The sequence below is a fragment of the Pseudomonas sp. LS_2 genome (genome assembly GCF_042709235.1).
Lineage (GTDB): Bacteria > Pseudomonadota > Gammaproteobacteria > Pseudomonadales > Pseudomonadaceae > Aquipseudomonas.
Map to the genome: position 1 here is coordinate 143,923 of NZ_JAVAYC010000007.1, position 18,064 is coordinate 161,986.

The 18,064-nt window shown below is 62.1% G+C and carries 14 protein-coding genes; 7 read left to right on the forward strand and 7 right to left on the reverse strand.

Going from position 1 to position 18,064, the window contains the following annotated elements:
• Positions 1-27: 27 nt before the first annotated feature.
• A complete protein-coding gene (locus RAC97_RS08980) occupies positions 28-1,155 on the forward strand; it encodes a DSD1 family PLP-dependent enzyme (protein ID WP_375100597.1) in 1,128 nt (375 codons plus the stop codon).
• A 106-nt stretch (positions 1,156-1,261) separates the two neighbouring features.
• Here RAC97_RS08980 and RAC97_RS08985 read toward each other — a convergent pair whose 3' ends face one another.
• On the reverse strand, positions 1,262-2,233 hold the full coding sequence (locus RAC97_RS08985) for a D-2-hydroxyacid dehydrogenase family protein (protein WP_375100598.1): 972 nt from the start codon (positions 2,231-2,233) through the stop codon (positions 1,262-1,264).
• Positions 2,234-2,321: 88 nt separating this feature from the next.
• Positions 2,322-3,257, reverse strand: a complete 936-nt coding sequence (locus tag RAC97_RS08990; protein WP_375100599.1) for a LysR family transcriptional regulator — start codon at positions 3,255-3,257, stop codon at positions 2,322-2,324.
• 80 nt (positions 3,258-3,337) lie between these two features.
• Between RAC97_RS08990 and RAC97_RS08995 the strand changes: the two genes are divergently transcribed.
• Positions 3,338-4,660 (forward strand): MFS transporter, encoded by a 1,323-nt coding sequence (locus tag RAC97_RS08995; RefSeq protein WP_375100600.1) that lies wholly within the window; start codon positions 3,338-3,340, stop codon positions 4,658-4,660.
• 29 nt (positions 4,661-4,689) lie between these two features.
• Positions 4,690-5,619, forward strand: coding sequence for a carbon-nitrogen hydrolase family protein (locus RAC97_RS09000; protein ID WP_375100601.1), 930 nt, complete (start codon positions 4,690-4,692; stop codon positions 5,617-5,619).
• A 41-nt stretch (positions 5,620-5,660) separates the two neighbouring features.
• Here the strand turns inward: RAC97_RS09000 and RAC97_RS09005 are convergent, their stop codons facing one another.
• The 3 genes from RAC97_RS09005 to RAC97_RS09015 all read right to left on the reverse strand — a co-directional run bounded on the left by RAC97_RS09005 (position 5,661) and on the right by RAC97_RS09015 (position 9,845).
• Positions 5,661-7,166: a hypothetical protein gene (locus RAC97_RS09005; RefSeq protein ID WP_375100602.1), complete on the reverse strand. Its 1,506-nt coding sequence runs from the start codon at positions 7,164-7,166 to the stop codon at positions 5,661-5,663.
• Entirely contained in the window at positions 7,163-8,848 is a 1,686-nt protein-coding gene (locus RAC97_RS09010; RefSeq protein ID WP_375100603.1) for a hypothetical protein, read from the reverse strand. Before RAC97_RS09010 ends, RAC97_RS09005 begins: the two co-directional genes overlap by 4 nt.
• A 103-nt stretch (positions 8,849-8,951) precedes the next feature.
• Complete coding sequence (locus RAC97_RS09015; protein WP_375100604.1) at positions 8,952-9,845, reverse strand: LysR family transcriptional regulator; 894 nt, start codon at positions 9,843-9,845, stop codon at positions 8,952-8,954.
• A gap of 147 nt (positions 9,846-9,992) precedes the next feature.
• On the opposite strand from RAC97_RS09015, the gene RAC97_RS09020 reads away from it, so the two are divergent.
• The 4 genes from RAC97_RS09020 (at position 9,993) to RAC97_RS09035 (ending at position 15,311) form a co-directional block, all read left to right on the forward strand.
• Positions 9,993-11,072 (forward strand): 4-oxalomesaconate tautomerase, encoded by a 1,080-nt coding sequence (locus RAC97_RS09020; protein WP_375100605.1) that lies wholly within the window; start codon positions 9,993-9,995, stop codon positions 11,070-11,072.
• Between the two features lie 155 nt (positions 11,073-11,227).
• Complete coding sequence (locus RAC97_RS09025; protein WP_375100606.1) at positions 11,228-12,532, forward strand: CitMHS family transporter; 1,305 nt, start codon at positions 11,228-11,230, stop codon at positions 12,530-12,532.
• Positions 12,533-12,594: 62 nt separating this feature from the next.
• Positions 12,595-13,848, forward strand: a complete 1,254-nt coding sequence (locus RAC97_RS09030) for an OprD family porin (protein ID WP_375100607.1) — start codon at positions 12,595-12,597, stop codon at positions 13,846-13,848.
• A 110-nt stretch (positions 13,849-13,958) separates the two neighbouring features.
• Complete coding sequence (locus RAC97_RS09035) at positions 13,959-15,311, forward strand: spinster family MFS transporter (protein ID WP_375100608.1); 1,353 nt, start codon at positions 13,959-13,961, stop codon at positions 15,309-15,311.
• 151 nt (positions 15,312-15,462) lie between these two features.
• On the opposite strand, the gene RAC97_RS09040 is transcribed toward RAC97_RS09035, so the two are convergent.
• Both RAC97_RS09040 and RAC97_RS09045 read right to left on the reverse strand, forming a co-directional pair.
• A complete protein-coding gene (locus tag RAC97_RS09040; protein WP_375100609.1) occupies positions 15,463-16,773 on the reverse strand; it encodes an ATP-grasp domain-containing protein in 1,311 nt (436 codons plus the stop codon).
• Between the two features lie 68 nt (positions 16,774-16,841).
• Positions 16,842-18,032 carry an MFS transporter gene (locus tag RAC97_RS09045; protein ID WP_375100610.1) on the reverse strand — a complete coding sequence of 397 codons (1,191 nt, stop codon included), beginning with the start codon at positions 18,030-18,032 and terminating at the stop codon, positions 16,842-16,844.
• Between the last annotated feature and the right edge of the window lie 32 nt (positions 18,033-18,064).

Below are 18,064 nucleotides of genomic sequence, written 5' to 3' on the forward strand. Positions count from 1 at the left end.
CAAACGCTCCAGCGAAGAGGATGCCCCATGAACCCCACGTTAGATACCCCTTGCGCCGTCATCGACGTTGCCCGCATGCAGCGCAACATCCAGCGGATGCAGCAACGTGCGAACCATTTGGGTGTGAAGCTGCGCCCGCATGTGAAGACCAGCAAGTGCCCGCAGGTAGTCGAGGCCCAGGTGAGCGCTGGTGCGCAGGGCATCACGGTGTCCACCCTCAAGGAGGCGCAGGTGTTCTTTGCCCAGGGCGTCACCGACATCCTTTACGCAGTGGCGATGGCGCCTACCAAGCTAGAGCAGGCCCTGGCCCTGCGTCGCGCGGGTTGCGCCCTGGTGATCGTTACCGACAGCGTTGCCGGGGCCAAGGCAATCTGCGAGTTCGGCCAGCGCCACGGCGAGCGCTTCGAGGTGTTGATCGAGATCGACAGCGACCACCACCGCTCCGGCGTACGCAGCGATGACCCGTTGCTGCTGGAGGTCGCCAGGACCCTGCATGACGGCGGTGCACGGCTCAAGGGGGTGATGACCCATGCCGGCGAAAGCTACAAGCTCGATACCCCCGAAGCCTTGCAGCGCATTGCCGAGCTCGAGCGCAGCGAGTGCGTGAAAGCGGCCGAGGTCATTCGCGCAGCGGGTCTGCCCTGCACGGAGGTGAGCGTAGGCTCGACGCCCACGGCGTTGAGCGCAGCGCACCTGGAAGGGGTTACCGAGCTGCGCGCCGGGGTGTATGTGTTCTTCGATCTGGTGATGCATAACGTGGGTGTGTGCGGCCTGGACGAGTTGGCCTTGAGCGTGCTGACCACGGTGATCGGGCACCAGCCGGAGAAGGGCTGGATCATTACCGACGCCGGCTGGATGGCGATGAGTCGCGATCGTGGCACCCAGGCCCAGAAGTGCGACTACGGCTATGGGCAGGTGTGCGATGCCGATGGGGTGCCGATCGACGGCCTGCTGCTGCGCTCGGCGAACCAGGAGCATGGTGTGGCGTCGTTCGAGGCCGGTCAGGCGGTGGATGTGGTGCAACGCTTCGCCCTGGGCACGCGGCTGCGCATCCTGCCTAACCATGCTTGCGCGACCGGGGCGCAGTACCCGGCGTATGTCGCGCTGCTGGGCAGTGGCGAGGCCGGGCAGTGGCCGCGTGAAAACGGTTGGTGAGATTTTCCCAAGAGCAGCGCCATACCTCCAGGAGCGGGCTTGCCCGCGAATATCGGCAAGGCCGGTGCCATCCACCGCGGTGTTGCCTTCGCGGACAAGCCCGCTCCTACAGCTTCAGTGCCTCGGGGTTGGCGATGTTCTTCGGCGCGCCTTCGAAGAACGACACCACGTTGTCGAAGGCATCGCCGAAGTACAGTTCATAGCCATTCTTCTCCACATACCCCAGGTGCGGCGTGCTCAATATCCGTGGGTGTCGCAGCAGCGGGTGGCCGGGGTCGAGCAATGGTTCCTGCTCGAATACGTCCACCGCGGCGAAGCCTGGCCGCCCGGCATCGAGGGCCTCGAGCAATGCCCCGGGCGCAATCAGTTCGGCGCGGCTGACATTGACCAGCAGGGCGTCGGCCTTCATTCGTGAGAGATCATCCGGGGTCACCAGGTGCCGTGTGCGCTCGGAAAGGCGCAGGTTCAGGCTGAGCACATCCGCTTCGGCGAAGAACGCTTCGCGCGAGGCCGCTGCCTGGTGCCCATCGGCCTGTGCGGCGGCGCGGCTGGTCTCGCTGCCCCAGACCAGCACCGGCATGTCGAACGCCTGGGCATAGCGTGCCAGGCGCTGGCCGATCTTGCCGTAACCCCATATCCCCAGCACTTGCCCCGCCAGCGCCTGGCCCAGGTTGACCTGCCATTGCCCTTGGCGGAAAGCCTCGATGGCCGGTATCAGTTGGCGACGTGCATTGAGGATCAGCGCCCAGGCCAGCTCGGCCGGTGCTACCGGCGAGCCACGCCCCTCGCACACCACCACGCCGCGCGCGGTACAGGCCGCCAGGTCCAGATGTCCAGACACCTTGCCGGTCTGGCTGATCAACTTGAGTTTCGGCAAGCGGTCCAGCAGCGCGGCATCGATGCGCGTGCGCTCGCGGGTGAGCACCAGCGCGTCGGCCTCGGCGAAGCGCGCGGCCAGTTCATCCAGCGTGGCGGGGTGGCATTCATGGAGCACGCTGACTTCGTGCCCGCCCAGGCGCTGGAAGCAGTCGAGCGAGCGGATAACGTCCTGGTAGTCGTCGGGGATGACAATGCGCATGGGGGAGGGCCCTGGTCAGGAGTGGAGGCCAGACAATAGCTGAATCCGGGGTCGGCTTGGGAGTCCACCAGGGCGTGAACCCTTGCAGTCATTCGTGCAGGCGCACCGCCTGCGTCACTTCGCCGATGAACTGGCGTAGCCACTCATGGTGAGGCTTGTTGTGCTTGGTCATGTCCCACACCATGAAACAGCGAAACGAAGGTACCGGGAACGGCACCGGGCACACGGTCAGCGCGCTCATGGCGGCATAGCTTTCGGCGGCGAAGCTGGGAATGGTGGCGATGACGTCGCTGTGCACCAGGGTGGTGAGCGCACCACTGAAGTGCGTGAACGAAGCCGTGACCTGCCGCGCATAGCCTGCCGCTTCGAACATGTCGTCGATGAAGCCACGCCGACCATCGTAGGAGATCCGCACGTGGTTGGCCTGGAAGTAGTCCTCAAGGCTGATCGACGTGTCCGCCTTCCGGGCGCTGGGGTTGAACAGGCACGAATAGGACGACGAGAACAGTACCTGGGACGAGAAGCAGGTGCTGAAATCCTTCGGTTCGCTACAAATCACCAAGTCCATGTCCGGGTCTTGCAGCGACTGCTTCCACAACAGGCTGTTGCTCTGGTGGAAGGCAAAACTCACGCCCAGCTGTTGGGTGGCTGCCGCGTTGATGATGCGTGGCGCCAGGTACGCCTCGATGTCGTCGGACAGCCCGATGTTGAACACATAGCTGGAATCGTGCGGCGAAAAGTCCGCTTCTGCGGTGAGCATCCCGGAAATCGAGGTGAGCGCCTCGGCCACCCGCGGTGCCAGTTCCATGGCCCTGCGCGTGGGTTGCATGCCGGAGGCGGTGCGGATGAACAGCTCGTCGCCAAAATGCTCGCGCAACCGGCGCAAGGCCGCGCTCACCGCACCTTGGGTCACGTGCAGCATGGCCGAGGCGCGGGTGGCGCTACGCTCGGTCATCAGGCAGTGGAAGGTGAGCAGCAGGTTGAGGTCCACTCGCGAGATATTACGTACGTTAATCCGGCTCATATTTCCTAATCGTTTGCCCCGTGATCGATGAAGTTCCAGTCTGGCGCCTACAACCAGCATAACAACACGAGGAGCAGGTCATGGGCGCGACGTCACACAGCGTGGGTGCAAGCAACACGCATACCACCGAAGGGCAGGTGGATATCCGCAAGCGGGCCATCGCGGTCGGCATCGGCAACTTCATGGAGTGGTTCGATTTCGCGGTGTATGGCTACTTCGCCGCAGTGATCGGGATGCTGTTCTTTCCCTCGAGTGCACCGGGAGTATCGCTGCTGTCTTCGCTGGCAGTGTTCGCCGTGGGCTTTCTTTCGCGGCCACTCGGGGCGCTGCTGCTGGGCCCCATCGGCGATCGCTTCGGCCGCCGTGCGGTGCTGGTGATCACGGTGTTCGGCATGGGCGTGTGCACCACCATCATTGGTTTGTTACCGACCTACGAGGCGATTGGCATTGCCGCGCCGATCCTGCTGATCGCCATGCGTTTCATCCAGGGCATGATGGTCGGGGGCGAGTGGTCCAGCGCCGGTATCTACATGGTCGAGAGCGCGCCATCGAACCGCCGCGCCACCGCTGCCAGCGTGATCACCGGCACGGCGGGCCTGGCTTTCCTGTTCGGTACGTTCGTTGCCGCGACCCTCACCTCGACCATGGACGAGGCGCAGTTGAACAGCTGGGGCTGGCGCGTGCCGTTCGTGGTGTCGATCGTGATGACCGGTATTGCCGTGTTCATCCGCCGCAAGCTCGGCGACACCCCGGTATACGAGGAAATGGTGCGCCAGCGCGATGGCCAGAAGGCCCAGGCACCGAGCAAGGCCGTGCGTCGTCGTGCATTCATCACCACCTTTGCGTTCTCCGCATTGTTCGGGGTGTCGCTGTACTACTTCGTCACCTACGCCAACAACCACCTGGTCAGCACCGTCGGCCTGCCGCGCAGCACCGCGCTGTGGCTGTGCAGTATCGCGTTGCTGGTGTACGTCATCGCCAACCCTCTGGTCGGCCAGCTCAGCGACCGGATCGGCCGGCGCAAGCTGCTGCTGGGCGCGGCGGCTGGGTTGACCGTGCTGGCGTTCCCGATTTTCCTGATGCTCAACAGCGGCAACCCGGTGGTGATCCTCACCGGGTTGATCGTGCTCGGTCTGCTGGTGGCCGTGACCGCTGTGATGGACGTGGTGCTGCTGGTGGAAGTGTTCCCTGCGTCCATCCGCTCTTCCGGTGCGGCCCTGGGCCACAACCTGGCACTGGCCACCCTTGCCGGCCCCGGGCCGTTCATTGCCGCCGCGCTGATCAGCATGACCGGCAACGCGAACCTGCCGGCGGTCTACCTGGCGGCGGTGTCGCTGGTGTGCCTGGTGGTGCTCTGCAAGACCCTGCCGGAAACCCGCGACAACGATATCACCCGCTTCTGAACCCTTTTTCAGCAGAGACAGGAGTCATCATGACCCGTGTAGCAATCATCCAGGCCGCCTCGGTGCCTTACCAGCCGATGGCCAGTGTCGAAAAAGCCGCCGGTATCCTGGGCCGGGTGGCAGAGCAGGGCGCCCGGCTTGCGGTGTTCCCGGAGGCATTCATAGGCGGTTACCCCAAGGGCGTGTCGTTCGGCAGCGTAGTGGGCAACCGCGCAGCACCCGGGCGAGCACTGTACCAGCGCTATGTCGAGGGTGCCGTGACACTGGACGGCCCCGAGCTGGCTGCGCTGGCCGAGAGTGTCGAGCAGACCGGCGTGACCACCGTGGTCGGTATTATCGAGCGCTTTGGCCGCACCCTGTACTGCACTGCCGTGACCCTGGTGCCGGGCCGAGGCATCGCCAACTACCGTCGCAAGCTGATGCCCACCGGACAGGAGCGGCTGATCTGGGGCTTTGGTGACGGCTCGACCCTGGAGCCGGTAAGCACCGAACTGGGCGTGATCGGTAACGTAATCTGTTGGGAAAACTACATGCCGGCACTGCGCCAGGCCATGTACGCCCAGGGCGTGCAGCTGTACTGCACCCCCACCGCCGATGATCGCCCCAGCTGGGCCAGTTCCATGGTGCACATCGCGCTGGAAGGCCGGGTGTTCGTGCTGTCGTCCTGTCAGGCCATTCGCCTGGGCGAGTTCCCGGCGCAGCACCGCGAGGCATTCGGCCTGGACTTCCAGGAAGACGACTACGTGATGCGCGGTGGCAGCATGATCGTCAGCCCCCTGGGTGAGGTACTTGCAGGCCCGGTGTTCGATTGCGAGACCGAACTGTACGCCGACCTGGACATGAGCCTGCTCAGCCAGGGCAACCTGGACTTCGATGCGACGGGGCATTATTCGCGTCCGGATGTGTTCGAGTTGAAGGTCAATACCGCGCCGTTGCAGGCGGTGACCTTCCAACCGTAGAACCGCTCGACCGCGCCTTCGCTGGCGCGGTCGAGCCAGGCTCACGCCGCCAGCAGGCGTGCGTATTCGGCGTCCAGGTAGGCGTCGACCGCTTCTACATCCAGCGAGCCCGCCAGGTAGCAGGCTTTCAGCTCCTTGATCGCCAAGGTGCCGAAGCGGGCCCATGCGATCAGGTTGCTGCGTACCATGAAGGCGACGATATTGCCCCCCGAACGCAGCGCTGCATCGGTACCGTCGACCAGGCACAAGGTGCCATGGCCGATCAGCAACATTCTACGCAGCTCTGGGTTGCTCGCCGTGGGCATGCAGTCGCGCCATGCCTGCTCGTGGTAGAAGCGTTGCTTGATGACCCACATCATGCGGGTGAGCAGTTCGGTGATCAGCACCGGAATGGCCATGGCCAGGCCGTGGCGCAGGTCGTAGCCGGCTTCGAATACCTTCACGGCGATGGTGGCGAAGGTCTGGCGATGCTGGCCGAAGGCACCCAGGTTGAGGAACTGCAACAGCGAATAGAAGGGAATCGGAATACCGGACCCACGCCCGGCATTCACCTTTCCCCGCCCACCAGATGAACCGGCCATGTCAGAGAACAGGTGCCCCAGCCAGTTCATGAAGCCTGCGAACACCTTGGCTACCAGGTTGGAGCCACTGAGTTCGAAGGTCTTGGTGTCAATGCTGATCAGCTTGCCCTTGTCGACGAAGTGGGCGGTATTGCTGAACTGGTCGAGAATCGAGAAGAACAGCCCGAGCAAATCCGGTGAGTGCCCCAGGCTTTTCACATGATGGTTGCTCATCGACATGTTTTTCACGGCACCGCCAGTGGCATGGGTGGTGGCGTGGTCGTAGTTGATGTGGAACTTCTGCTCAAGAAAGCTGATGGCACTGGCGATTTCGCTGGAGCCTTCCCGCGCCCCTTTCCAGCCATTGAGCTTGGCAAAGCCCTTGACCGCGTTGTCGGTCTGCTCATCGGCCCATTTCCCCAAGGCGCCCTTGCCCGGCACGCCCACGAAGAACACATCGACCAGGCCGCCGATAAGACCGCAGGTCCCGGCGATCATGTAATCGTACTGGTCGCAGGCGGCGGCCTTGATCGCGAACTCGTCCTTGATGCGTTTTTCCAGCACTACCCGCTGGCTGTCGGTCATCAGGCAGCGGAACGGGTCTTCGGAACGCTCCAACCCTTGGCGTGCGGCATAGCTGTCGAGCTGGGCCAGGCAGTCGAGCCTGTTCGCATCGTCGTCGATGTCGACGACGTCGAGCATCGGCAGTGGTTGCAAGGTGGCCTGGTAGTCCACCGGTACTGCCAGCAGCTCGTGCTCGAACACAGGGGTTTCATGGGAGTCGATGAACACCAGGTCCTGGCCCTCAAGGGCGCCTTGGGCCTGGGCCAGGAGGCTCTCCAGCAGGTCGGCGTTGCTGCGCTGGTCATGGCCCATCTGTTCGAGGGTGCCGAGCATGGCGTCCAGGTGGGCATTGCTCTGCTCGAGCTGGTGTTGCTGAATACCCAGCGCCTGGGCTTGCTCGTAAAGCGGCGGCTTGGTGCTCATGAGAACAGGCTGCTCAGTTTTTCACGGGCCTTGCCCGCAGCCTCGCTGGCGGTGCCCAGCAACACGTCGCCGACATTGAAGTAGCCGATGGCTTCGAAGGCGCGGGCAAGGGTCTCCAGTTGCTTGCGGTCGCGGTCACGCTTGAGGCACAGCTTCATCTCGGTCTTCTCTTCGCCGGCCTCGTCACGCCCCACCACCACGGGGCGTTGTTCGTAGAACTCGAGGATCCACGGGTGCAGCTCTGCCTTGGTCGGCTCGCGGGTCAAGGCGCGCAGCTTGCTTTCATCCAGATATTGGGCGCAACGCAACTTGGTGGCGCTGGCCTGGGCCGAGCTGGTCTTCTCCGTGAGCACGGCGCCGGCGCCGGTCATCTGCGCCATCAACCCAGCCAGCCGTTTGATCTGCGCGTCCTGGACGCCATGGGTACGGATGGCTTCGTTGAGCTTTTCGGTGATGAAATTGATGTCCTTCATCACCAGGGAAATGGTCAGCTGGGTCTGTTTGATCACTTCGTTGAGCATCAGCTCGCGGCGTTTGGAGCGGGTCAGCTCGTTGGCGCCGGTCAGCTTGCGTACACCGGCATACGCACCGACACCGATCAATACGGCAACGCCGATACCGGTCATCATGCCCGACATACCGAGCAGCCCGCCCATGCCCAGGCTCGCCAGTCCCGAAGTCAGGCCCGCCGCCGACATGCCTACCACCGAGCCTGACAGGTACACCGCCGCCAGGGGCGTGCCCACCGCCGCGGCTTTTGCCGAGAGCAATTTCAGCGCCGAGACGATCTGGTCATCGGTCAGGTCGTCGCGCAGCATGTCGTAGTCATTCTTGATGGCCATGACCGCCAGCTCGATTTCCTCGTCGCTGACATCCAGCAACTCGCGGTTGTTCTGCAGGAACGCGAACTGCGCGATGTCACGCCCACCGGTGCTGTAGTAGACATTGATCAGGTCCTTGACCAGCGATACATGCAGCGCCTTGACCTGCCCTGCCGGGCTGTTGCCGTTGATGCGCTCGAGCAGGGTGGCCAGAGGGAGGTGCCCACTGCTGGAAGCCATGTAGGCACGCAGGATGAAGCGGGCTTCGGGGGTGAGGTCCAGGCGGGTCATCAGCTGGAGCACTTCGGCGAACTCCTTGTCATCGATGACCTGGTCGTTGTCGTAGGCCATGTTGATGACCGCCTGCACGTAGGCGACCTTGAGTGGTTCGCCCAGTTCATCGATGGAGATGAGCTGGCGCTCTTCGGTGAACTCGGTGAAGTCCTGCACGCAGCTCTGCAGCGTGTCCACCAGCTTGCGGTAGTTGCAGCTGAGCAGGCCGGTGATCGGAAGGGCCGCGCCGTCCTTGCGGCGGATCAGCATCGACACTTCGACCTTGTCGCCCTTGCTGCCGGTCACGGTCTCCACATACTCCACGGCTTCGATGGAAGCGAAGGGCACGCTGACCGGTTCGGAGAAACTGCCGCGGTAGATCAGTTGCTCGCCAGTGAACAAGATGCCGTCCTTGCCGCTGCCGAACAAAGTGTTATCGAACAGCGCCACGACGGTGGACGGGCTGCCGGTGAACGCGAAAGCCTTCACGGCATTGTTGAGTTTTTTCTCGTCGATTTGCGGTGCGATGCTGATGTTGCTGGAGATACCTGCGAGGTTTTCCCGCAGAAAAACATTGATGTTGGTCATGGCACATCCCTGTGAAAGGCGTTGGTGGCTTTTTGATATCAAGCCAATCTAGCAAATGCCATTTCCCCACCCAAGCTTTTTGACGACATGCACAGCGCGACGCTCACCGGTTCGGCCATTTCTCCAACAGGATCGACACGAACTTCTCTGCCGCCGGCGACAACGAGGCTCCGCGGCGGTAAACCAGGCCCAGCGTGCGGGTGACCTGGGGTTCGGTCAGCGGCACGCTGACCAGGGTAGGGTGGTCGGCGTTGGGCATGGCCAGGCTCGGCATGGCCGATACGCCAAGCCCGGCTTCGACCATGCCCAACGACGTGGACAGGTGCTGCACCTCGTAGAACCATTTTGGCCGCAGGCCCAGCCCCGACAGCGCGTGGTCGAGCAGCATGCGGTTGCCGCTCAGGCGGCCGACGCCGATCAGCCTGTAGTCGGCAAGCTCCGTCCAGGTGACCGAGTCGCGTTTGGCCAGGTCATGGTCGCGGCGACAGGCCAGGACGAAATGTTCCTGTACCAAGGGCACGAACTCGATGTCCGGGTGCTGGCCACTCATCATGTTGATGCCGAAATCCGCCTCGCCGCGCAATACCGCCTCAAGCCCGTCGTTGGCGCTCAAATCCAGCAGGCGGATGCGGATCTTCGGATACTGCGCGTTGTAGTCGCGAATCACCGAGGGCAGAAAATAGAACGCCGCCGTCGGAATACAGGCGAGGGTGACCTGGCCGGTCTGGCGTTCGGCGAGTTCACGAATGCTCAGGATCGAGTCTTCGAAGTCGTCAAGAAGACGCCGCGCCTTAGGCAGGAAATCGCGCCCGACGCTGGTGAGGCTGACACGACGGGTGGTGCGTTCCAGTAACGAGGTGCCGAGGCCCTCCTCAAGCTTCTTGATCCTTCGGCTGAGGGCTGGTTGAGACAAGTGAAGGGCTTCGGCAGCTTCATGGAAACTGCCAAGTTCGGCGATTTTCACGAAAGATCGGATATCTTGAAGCTCATATTCCATGCTGGGCTGCCCTCATGCCGCTACGGTTTATTTATTTGTAAATCGCAATAATGGATACGATATTTGCATTGGATTGATTTATCCAGCCCTGTCACTCTTTTGCTCACAACATCAATGATGTCCATTGATTCAGAAGAGTGCGAAACCATGCAACGAATTCCTTGCGTACTCATGCGCGGCGGCACCTCCAAGGGGCCTTTCTTCCACGCTTGGGACCTGCCTGCCAATGTGGTCGAACGCGACGAACTGCTGATCAACCTGATGGGTTCCGGTCATGAGCTGGAAATCGACGGCATCGGCGGCGGCAGCCCGCAGACCAGCAAGGTGGCGATCATCAGCCCTTCGTTGCATGCCGATGCCGATGTCGACTACCTGTTCGTTCAGGTGATGGTCGCCCAGCGTCGGGTCGACACCGCACCCAACTGCGGCAACATGCTTTGCGCCGTTGGCCCGTTCGCCATCGAGCAGGGCCTGGTCAAGGGCCAGGACGGCGAGACCTTGGTGCGCATTCGCAACCTCAACACCAACAGTTTCGTCAATTCCCTGGTCCAGACCCCTGGCGGCATCGTGCGCTACGAAGGCCGCACCGCGATCGATGGCGTGCCAGGCACCGCCGCCCCGGTGCACCTGACGTTCCTCGATGCGGTCGGTAGCAAGACCGGCCAGCTGTTCCCCACGGGCAACACCGTGGACGTGATCGACGGCGTGCCGGTGACCTGCATCGACATGGCCATGCCGATGATGATCGTGCACGCCAGCGACCTGGGGGTGAACGGCGCGTCGACCCCCGCCGAACTGGATGCCGACAGCGCCCTGTTGCAACGCCTGGAAGCCTTGCGCCTGAAGGCCGGCAAGGCCATGGGCCTTGGCGATGTCAGTGGCATGGTGATTCCCAAGCCGGTACTGGTGTCCCCGCCGCGCTACGACGGCACGGTGCAGGTGCGCTACTTCATGCCGCACAGCTGCCACCGCGCCTTGGCCATCACCGGTGCCGTGGGGCTGGCGACTGCCTGCGTCAGCCCCGGCACGGTGATCGCCCAGATGCTCGGTGAGACGGGCCAAGCATTGACTGCCGTGCGCCTGGAACACCCAAGCGGTGCCATCGACGTGGCGCTGTCGCGCAGCGGTGCCGAGGGCAAGACGATCCAGGCGTCGGTGGTGCGCACCGCCCGGCGGCTGTTCTCCGGTTTCGTCTACGCACCTACGCCGCGTCGGTTGGCCGGGTAGGCCTGACCCATGAATTGCCTGGGCGTTTTTGCCGAGCGCCCCATTTCGCACCCCTTGATGACTTAAACTCCCACCAGGCATCGCACGATGCCGGGTGGGGCTGGGGGCCGTCTGCCCGCCGGGCGGCCACACAATAAAAACAAGAGAAAACAACCATGCTCGCACTCCTGGGTTTACTCATGGTGGTGACTTTCACCTACCTGATCATGAGCAAACGTCTCTCGCCTATCGTTGCACTGACCCTGGTGCCGGTCGTCTTCGCCATCATTGGCGGGTTCGCCCCCGAACTCGGCAAGATGATGCTCGACGGTCTGAAGATGGTGGCGCCCTCGGCAGCGCTGTTGCTGTTCGCCATCCTGTTCTTCGGCCTGATGATCGATGCCGGCCTGTTCGACCCGCTGATTCGCAAGATCCTCAAGCGCGTCAACGGCGACCCGGTGAAGATCGCCATCGGTACCGCACTGCTGTCGTTGCTGGTAGCCCTCGACGGCGACGGCACCACCACCTACATGATCACTTGCGCGGCGATGTTGCCGCTGTACAAGCGCATCGGCATGAACCCGATGATTCTGGCCACGGTGTCGATGCTGTCGTTGAGCATCATGAGCGGCATGAGCCCCTGGGGCGGCCCGGCCACCCGGGCGATCGCCGCGCTGGGCCTGGATGCCACCGAATACTTCATTCCCCTGTTGCCAACCGTGATCGGCGGTGCGGCCTGGGTGGTGTTCACGGCCTTCCTGCTGGGCCGTGCCGAGCGTCGGCGCATCGGCAACATCGCCCTGGAGTCCGGTGGCGGCAATTGCTACATCAAGGAAATCCTCGGCGATGCGCCGCACAAGCGGCCACGCCTGGCCTACGTGAACCTGGTGTTGGTGGTTGCCGTGATGACCGCACTGGTACTGGGTGTGATGCACGCCGCGATCCTGTTCATGATCGGTTTCGTCGCTGCGCTGATGGTCAACTACCCGCAGCTGGAATTGCAGAAGGAGCGCATCCTCGCCCACTCGGGCAATGCCATGACCGTGGTGCTGCTGGTGTTCGCCGCTGGCATCTTCGCGGGCATCTTCTCTGGCACCAAGATGGTCGACGCCATGGCCCAGACCCTGGTGGACTGGATTCCCGAGTCCTGGAGCCACTGGTTCCCACTGGTGGTGGCGCTGACCAGCATGCCGCTGACCTTCGTGCTGTCCAACGACGCCTACTACTTCGGCGTGGTGCCGATCCTGGCCAACGCCGCAGCCGCCTACGGCATCGACCCGATCGAAATCGCGCGCGCCTCGGTGCTTGGCCAGCCGGTTCACCTGCTGAGCCCACTGGTTGCCTCGACCCTGCTGCTGGTGGGCATGGTCGACCGCGATATCGGTGACTTCCAGAAGGCCACCGTCAAATGGGCGGTGCTCACCTCCCTGGTAATCACCGCGCTGGCGCTGCTCACCGGAGCCTTGTCCTTCGTCGTCTGAGCCTCCCGGGCGCCGGCTAGCGCGCCCGCTACTCGTTCAAGAACAATAACCGAGTACCGATCATGTCCCGACCCGTTTTCCGTGGGGCCACCTGTGGCCTGCTCTGCGGCTGGCTGCCTGTTGCCGGCGCCGCTGGTTTCATCGATGACAGCAAGCTCAAATTGCAGCTGCGCAACGTCTACTTCAACGAGAATTTCCGTGATGAGCAGGGCATGAGCGCCCGCGCTGCCGCTACTGCGAAAAGCGAGCGCGTGGAGTGGGCCCAGGGCTTTCTGCTCGACTACCAGTCGGGCTTTACCCAAGGCACCCTGGGCCTTGGGCTGGATGCCCTGGGCCTGGTGGGCTTCAAGCTCGACTCCGGTCGTGGCCGCAGTGGCACCGGCTTGCTGCCGGTGCACGATGACGGCCGTGCGGCGGACGCGTTCGCCAGCGCCGGGGTAACCGCCAAGGCGCGTCTGGGCAAGACCGTGGTCAAGCACGGTACCTTGCTGCCCAAGACCCCGGTGCTGGTCTACAACGATGCGCGCCTGCTGCCACAGACGTACCAGGGCACGCAGTTGACCAGCACCGACATCGACGACCTGACCCTGACCGCCGGCCACCTGGAGCGCTTCAAGCTGCGCGATTCTTCCGACAGCACCGGTTTGTACCTGGATGGCTACGGCGGCGGGGAGTCCGGCGACTTCAGTTTCGCCGGCGCCGACTATGCCTTCAGCAAACAACTGCGCCTGAGCTACTTCCATGGCCAGCTCGAGCACTTCTACCGCCAGGACTTCGCCGGGTTGGTGCACGAGTTGCCGGTGGCCGGAGGAGTACTGACCACCGACCTGCGCTATTTCCGCAGCCGCGACACCGGTGCGGGCTATGGCGGAGCTATCGATAACGACATGTTCAGCGGGCAGTTGGCCTACGCCCATTCGGGGCATACCGTAGGCGCGGGTTACCAGGTACTCGATGGCGAGGCGGGGCTGCCCTACATCAGTGGGGCGACGGTCTACTCGTTCAGCAATGTCGGCATCGGCAAGTTCATCGAGGAAGAGGAAAAGACCTGGATGGCCAGCTACGCCTACAACTTCGCCGCTGCCGGTGTGCCGGGGCTGACCTTCATGACCCGCTACCTGAGTGGCGACAACGGCCGCTCAGGGGCCGCCGGGCTCAAGGAATGGGAGCGTGATGTCGAGCTTGCCTATGTCGTCCAGGGCGGGCCGCTGAAAGGCCTGGGGGTGAAGCTGCGCAATTATGTCTACCGCGCGGACTTCGCCCGGGGCAGGGACAGCAACCGAATCTACCTGACCTACGACATCGCACTCTGGTAACACCATTATTCGATATCAATGCGGTCAATGTTGGCAGACGTTGGCCGCATCCCTCTCTAGAGTCGCAGGGCATGCTGGAAGCCCTAACAACAATAAAGAGGGAGCCGCCCATGACCACCGCCCCGCAAGTGTCCAACGCCTGGCGCATCCTGTTCCTGCTGTTCCTGGCCAACCTGTTCAACTTCTTCGACCGCACCATCCCCGCCATCATCATCGAGCCGATCCGCCGGGAATGGCACCTGAGCGACTTCCAGATCGGCCTGATCGGCACCGCTTTCACCCTGGTCTACGCGATCGCCGGCCTGCCTTTGGCACGCATGGCAGACAACGGCTCGCGGGCCAAGCTGATGGGCTGGGGGCTGATGGCCTGGAGTGGGCTGACGGCGGTCAACGGCATGGTCGGCAACTTCTGGAGCTTCCTCCTGGTGCGCATGGGCGTGGGTATTGGCGAGGCCAGCTACGCGCCGGCCGCCAACTCGCTGATCGGCGACCTGTTCCCTGCCGAGCGTCGGTCCAGGGCGATGGGCATTTTCATGCTGGGCCTGCCACTGGGGCTGCTGCTGGCGTTCTTCACCATTGGCGCCATGGTGCAAGCGTTCGACAGCTGGCGCGCGCCGTTCTTCATCGCCGCCGTGCCGGGCATGATATTGGCCGTGTTCCTGTTCATGATCCGCGAGCCGGCCCGTGGTGCGGCGGAGACGGTGGCCATTTCCCAGGCCCCGATCGACCGCCCGCTACGTCGGGTACTCAGCGTGCCGACTTTCGTCTGGCTGGTGCTGGCGGGGCTGACCTTCAATTTCTCGTCCTACGCCTGCAACTCGTTCATGGTGCCGATGCTGCAACGCTACTTCGAGCTGTCGCTGCACCAGGCGGCGGTGTCCACGGGGGTGATCGTCGGCGTCACTGGCCTGTTCGGCCTGACACTGGGCGGCTGGGTCGCGGACAAGGTGCACCAGCGCTGGGCCAATGGCCGCTTGCTGTTCGCCGTGGTCAGCATGTTCGTGGCCTCGCTGGCCACAGCCTGGGCGCTGCATGCCGGGCGTATCGAGCTGAGCGTGTTCGTGGCGGTGTTCGGAGTGGGTTGGTTGTTCTCGTACAACTTCTACACCTGCGTGTACACCGCCATCCAGGACGTGGTGCAACCGCGCCTGCGGGCCACGGCCATGGCCTTGTTCTTTGCCGGCTTGTACCTGCTGGGCGGCGGCCTGGGGCCAGTGGTGGTAGGCGGGCTGTCGGACCACTTCGCCAACCAGGCCATGCTGGCGGCCGGTGAGGTGGTGATGAACGAGGCGTTCAAGGCCCAGGGCCTGCACGATGCGATGTACCTCATCCCGGTGGCGCTGCTGCTGACCATGCTGTTCTTGCTGGGCGCATCGCGCTGCTTCAGCCGGGATGCGCAGCGCATGCGTGAGGGGATGGTGGGAGAGGGTGAGGTGGCGGCTGGGCGCGTGGCTGAGGCTTGAGGTGTCGGCGACAATGCCCCTCCTTGCTGCTGCGGCCTTGTGTCGCGAAAGGGCTGCTACTCGGTCCTTTCGCGACACAAGGCCGCTCCCACAAAGGCCCATGAACGCATATGTGTCAGCCCATTGAAGCGCAGTTGTCGGTAAGCCGCTGTTAGCCCAGTTCTGCTCCGCTATAGGTAGCCAGCTCTACTCCGTAGAGTGCCGACAGTTCACGCAGGAAACGGTTGCCCTTGTTTGCGGCAGCGTAAGGGCAGCGGTCTTCGACGATGACATGGCCGATAGTGCCGATATTGCCGCTGTAGACGTTCACTGCCTGATCGGGAGCAACCTGCGCACTGCAGAAGCGAATCGCGTATTTGTCCAGCAGTGGTTGCAAGGTCTTAGGGTCGTAGTGCGGAGCAATGTGGCCACCATGGCGTGAAGCGATGGTCACCACGCTGCCTGCGCTGCGCAGCAACGAATCGTCAATATCGATGGTTTCGCCCAGGTGCAGACCGATCAACAATTCGAAGGGGTCGATGCCGGTCAGCATCCGGTACATCTGTGGTGCGACGCTGCCCATCATCCTTGCGTTGATTTCCACCAGACAGGGGCCATCGGCATCACGTAACAGTTCAACATGGTAGAGGCCCACATCCAGGCCTAGTGCACTGAAAACGGCTTGTACGTAGGTATTGATCTCCTCGCGCTGGGCCTCGTTCAAGCCCGATGGCATGGTCGCGGTCATTTCCAGCATTTCGTTGTATTCGGCGCGAAAACGAATGGTGGTCGCGTAGCACGAAAGCTTACCGTCCTGAACGATCACCTCGGCCGAATGTAGCGTGCCGTCGATGTATTGCTCGATCAGGTAATCGCGGCTCACCAGTCGATCGATCATCGGGTCGGCGCCTCGTCGGGCCTGGCGTACCTCGGCGAGGAACGCGTCGAAATCTGACTGGCTGTGGCAGATGGCGGAAAATTGCTTGGCAAAGCCGCGGGTGGGCTTGACCACAAAGGGTAGTTTCAGTCGTGGAGCCACCCCATCGACCAACTGCTGTTCACTCAGCACCTCGAAGTTCGGGGATCGCAACCCGTGTTTGCGTAACGTTTCGCGCAGTCTGCTTTTGTACACCGCACCGCACAAGGCCTCATAGGCAGGGTATCGGGTGCCCAGGCGTTGGGCCTCGCGTGCCACTGGTACGATCGCAGCCTCCGAGGTAGTGATCAGGGCATCGATAGGCCTGTCGGCGTGCAGCCTATCGAGCACTTGGCTGAATTCGCTTTCCTCCAGGTTATCGACTCGAATATAGGCATCCACATGCGATAGGTATGGCTCTAGTCGAGAACGGTCATCCTTGGTCGAAATGCTCAGGAACGAGGCGTCGCGTTGATGGATGAACGTGACATGGCAACCCAGGCGCTTGCCCGCCTCGAAGGCGAGCAAGCCGCTGACCGTGCTGTCGACGAAAACTACGTGTTTCATGTAAGCCTCCCGACATCCCTGGGCAAACTGAGCATCCAGGAAGTTGAATACTTTCTTGGTTTATTTGCTTAGGCGGGTGCCTTGTCGCTAACTGAGATATCCAGGCGTACTAGATAAGTGGCGATGTAATAAGTGCATGCAAAGATTAGTGCGGTTTGTAGTAACCCTATCCATTCGACCAGCAGCGAACCGATAAAGATGGTAATGATCATGCCGAGGTACACGCCTGCGTATTGTACCGATGCCATAAGAGGCATAGCATGCGCAGGGGTATGGCTGACAAGCTCCGCCTGAAGTCTGAAAAAAGCTAGTTCAAAAAAGAAAATATAGAAGAAGTAAGACAGGTAGCTAGACTCGACATTGAACGCATAAGCGGCAATTGCCATGAACAGACTGCTTATAATAGTCATCGTCGTCGGCGAGGGATGGATATCGCGCTTGGCGAGACGGTAGAACACAATTGCCCCGACCAGCGCGGCCACACTGTTGACCGCCTGCAACATGCCGACGCCTGACTCTCCCAGCCCTAATTCATGTGCAGGCAGCAATACTCGAGAGACATTGAAGAAACCCTGGAAAAGACTGACGAAGAGTATGAACTGGTAAAGCCTTTGGCGCAGCGCAGGGGCGCTGCGTATGAGTTCGGACAGCGCCGGTATCAAACGTGTAGGCGCATGTGCCGCTGGCGGCACGGTCAGGGTCGGCAGCACGAAGGCTGCCAGAGCCGCGATCAGAAAGAGGGTGGCCGTCACCATGAGAGCCACGTTTGGACTCATGCTCGCCTTGAACAGCAGCATGCTAATGCCAGCCAAGCCGCCAGCGATGAATTGTGCAGTGAGGGTCAGTGGCACAGAGCTGGCAATTTGTGCGCCCGGGAAATAGCACTTGATGGCGACGATTCTCCCCACCCGTTGCACTGCGTCCAAAGTACCGATGAGCACCGCGCCAACAATGGCTACCCAGGGCTGATGCGGCAGTAAAAGATAAGTCACCAGTGCACTACCCAGTGACAGAACATTGGCTCCCCACAATAGGGTGCGAGGGGCCAGGCGGTCGGCCAGGCGATAAATCGGCGCAACCAGCAGTACCGGTAAAATCATTGGGGCGAACAATACGGTCTGGGAGTACAGCAGGTTTTCGGTTTGGGTGTAGATGTAATAGGAAAGGTAGATATAACTTAGCGTAGAGGCCGAGATAGCGCACAAGTTAACCGACCATAGAAGAAACGTGTACGTGCGTGATGCAAAGCTTTGACTCATCATCCTTCGCCTTTTGTTTTGAGCATCCTGCC